Source organism: Shewanella sp. SM23 (genome assembly GCF_025654295.1).
GTDB classification, from domain to species: domain Bacteria; phylum Pseudomonadota; class Gammaproteobacteria; order Enterobacterales; family Shewanellaceae; genus Shewanella; species Shewanella oncorhynchi.
This window is the reverse complement of record NZ_JAKKRM010000044.1, coordinates 1-2,093: the sequence shown is the minus strand read 5'-3', so window position 1 is coordinate 2,093 and position 2,093 is coordinate 1. Positions and strand designations below refer to the sequence as shown.

Sequence of the window (2,093 nt, the reverse complement as noted above, 5' to 3'; positions counted from 1 at the left end):
TCAATTTTCGCGACAAAGGGCAGCAAGTCTTTGCGTCTAAGCATTTTCTTTTTGATTAACTTGCCCGCTTTATCGACGCCAACAGCATGAAAAACAGACTTTGCGATATCTAAACCGATTGTAGTAATCTTCATAGGTGGACCCGTCCTCTTTCTGATGAGTTTTAGCGACTACATCGTGGCCCATTGCGAGGCCGATTTAAAGTGGATGGGTCCATTCCATTATCCATGGCGAGACTCACGCAATTTGCCTATTCGCCCTGCGGCAACTCCGAGGGGATGGTGTATTCCTTTGTGGCAGTAACATATTGAATGGGCGTTATTTTAGATAGCTCTATAGGTTTGTTACTTGTGTAATGTTATGATTTACACTAGTTTACGTCACAAATTATGTGGCGCTTTGATTTATTTGGCATAAAAGAACATTGAGACAGTCTATGAAAACAAAAATTATAACTTTACAGTTTGCTTTTTTTCTTAGGGATATAGTTGCTAGGCCAGATATTGAGTTTTCATCGTTGAATTCAGATATGCTGAACATGTTTGATGCAATGCCACAAATGATACCATTACCAAGAGAATTGCCTCCAGAGATCCCTATGATGATATTGACATCATCTAATGGTGAGTATATTTGTAATATATCAAGAAACAGAATAGATTTTATTTTGCAGAGAACTAGTGAATTTAAGTCAAATAACGATCTACTTAATGATTTTAATAGTAAAGTAGCTGGGCTGGTAAACGCTATTTTATCTAGGCAAGAAGTTGTACGTTTTGGAATGGTTGCTAGATATTTTTATCAGGATAATACAGCTGTTCACACTTTACGTAAAAAGTTTTTCTCAAGTTCAGTTGACGGTGCTGAAGAGTTGAGTTTGAGATTTAATAAAAAAACAGAATCATTTGGTTTTCAAGTTAATGATATACATGAAATTAGTGCTGCTGATATAGATTTTAATGGACAGTTGGAGAAAGGGATTTTCATTCAGCGAGATATTAACAACTTACCTGTGGTTGGTAAAACTATTTCCAGTTCAATTCTAAAAGATATATCAAAGAAGTATGCATCAAAAATCTCAGAGGTTGAGATAGAGGCGCTTATTAAATGACCCTGAAATCATCTAGCTCTTCAGCTTATACAGGCGGCCATTATTCATATGGTGCAACAACTACACCATATTCAACGCAAAGTTCTTCATCTACGCCGACCGCTCCTACGGATTACTTTCGAGGAGGCGGAAATAATGTAGTTGAAAAAGTTAACGATAGTAGAATAGATTGGAATCAATGGGGAATACTAATAGTTGGAATAATTTTGTCTGGAGTGGTTAGCTATTTTATCACCTTAATGGCTGTTAAGGAGGATATAGCTAGAAATAGTAAAGATATTTCGGTGGTTAATGAAAAGTTGAATAATGTTTCATCAGGTTTGGTTGATGTAAAAAGCTCTATTAAGGATATGGAGTTTAGTCATAAAAATATAGGAGTTTTGGAAGTTAAAATTGATAGTTTAACCAAGGAAATGGATAAGCAATCTAGTCAAATTGAACGAAACCAACAAGTCTTAATAAATAAAAATGTTAAATGATAAGGGCATTGTTAGTTTCATCGGAAGTGTTAGCTATTTTTGAATAAGCACGAAACAAGTCTTTTATGTGATTGATTTTTTTTTAATGAAGCTGTCCATAAAATATTTACTGAGTCTAATGGGGACACCAGATAGGGCACTGTTGCACCAGTGACCTTCTAAAACATGGATGTTTTAGTAGAGCCTACAGGGATGTATTTACGGCGTGTCACTGGGGTAGCAGTGCGAAAGCCTGCGGCAGGCAATGTAGCAAGCAAAATCAAGCCACCCATTACAAATCGCGTTATTTAGGCTCCTCTACTAGACTCAGTAAAAGTGTTTATGTGGAGGAGTTGCTATGCCGAGGCCTAGAAGAACTCAGATTAGTGTTGAAGACACACCCTTCTATCATTGTTGTAGTCGCGTTGTTCGGCGTGCATTTTTATGCGGTGATGATAGTTACTCGGGTAAAAACTATGACCATCGCCGCGCTTGGGTAGAATCGCTACTGTTTGAACTTGAGG

Annotated in this window: 2 protein-coding genes and 2 pseudogenes; 3 read left to right on the top strand and 1 reads right to left on the bottom strand. The window is 37.2% G+C overall.

Annotated features, from left to right (window positions below):
• Positions 1-134 (bottom strand): annotated as a pseudogene (locus tag L5L98_RS22145) (IS110 family transposase); the annotation flags it as partial.
• A gap of 302 nt (positions 135-436) precedes the next feature.
• On the opposite strand from L5L98_RS22145, the gene L5L98_RS22140 reads away from it, so the two are divergent.
• The 3 genes and pseudogenes from L5L98_RS22140 to L5L98_RS22130 form a co-directional block, all read left to right on the top strand.
• A complete protein-coding gene (locus L5L98_RS22140; RefSeq protein WP_263143565.1) occupies positions 437-1,111 on the top strand; it encodes a hypothetical protein in 675 nt (224 codons plus the stop codon).
• A complete protein-coding gene (locus L5L98_RS22135) occupies positions 1,108-1,590 on the top strand; it encodes a hypothetical protein (RefSeq protein ID WP_263143563.1) in 483 nt (160 codons plus the stop codon). The genes L5L98_RS22140 and L5L98_RS22135 overlap by 4 nt, the downstream gene beginning before the upstream one ends.
• Before the next feature lie 337 nt (positions 1,591-1,927).
• Positions 1,928-2,093 (top strand): annotated as a pseudogene (locus L5L98_RS22130) (transposase); the annotation flags it as partial.

Excerpts from the sequence above, each read along its gene's own strand:
- L5L98_RS22135 (WP_263143563.1), top strand. The coding sequence starts at position 1,108 with ATGACCCTGAAATCATCTAGCTCTTCAGCTTATACAGGCGGCCATTAT.
- L5L98_RS22140 (WP_263143565.1), top strand. The coding sequence starts at position 437 with ATGAAAACAAAAATTATAACTTTACAGTTTGCTTTTTTTCTTAGGGAT.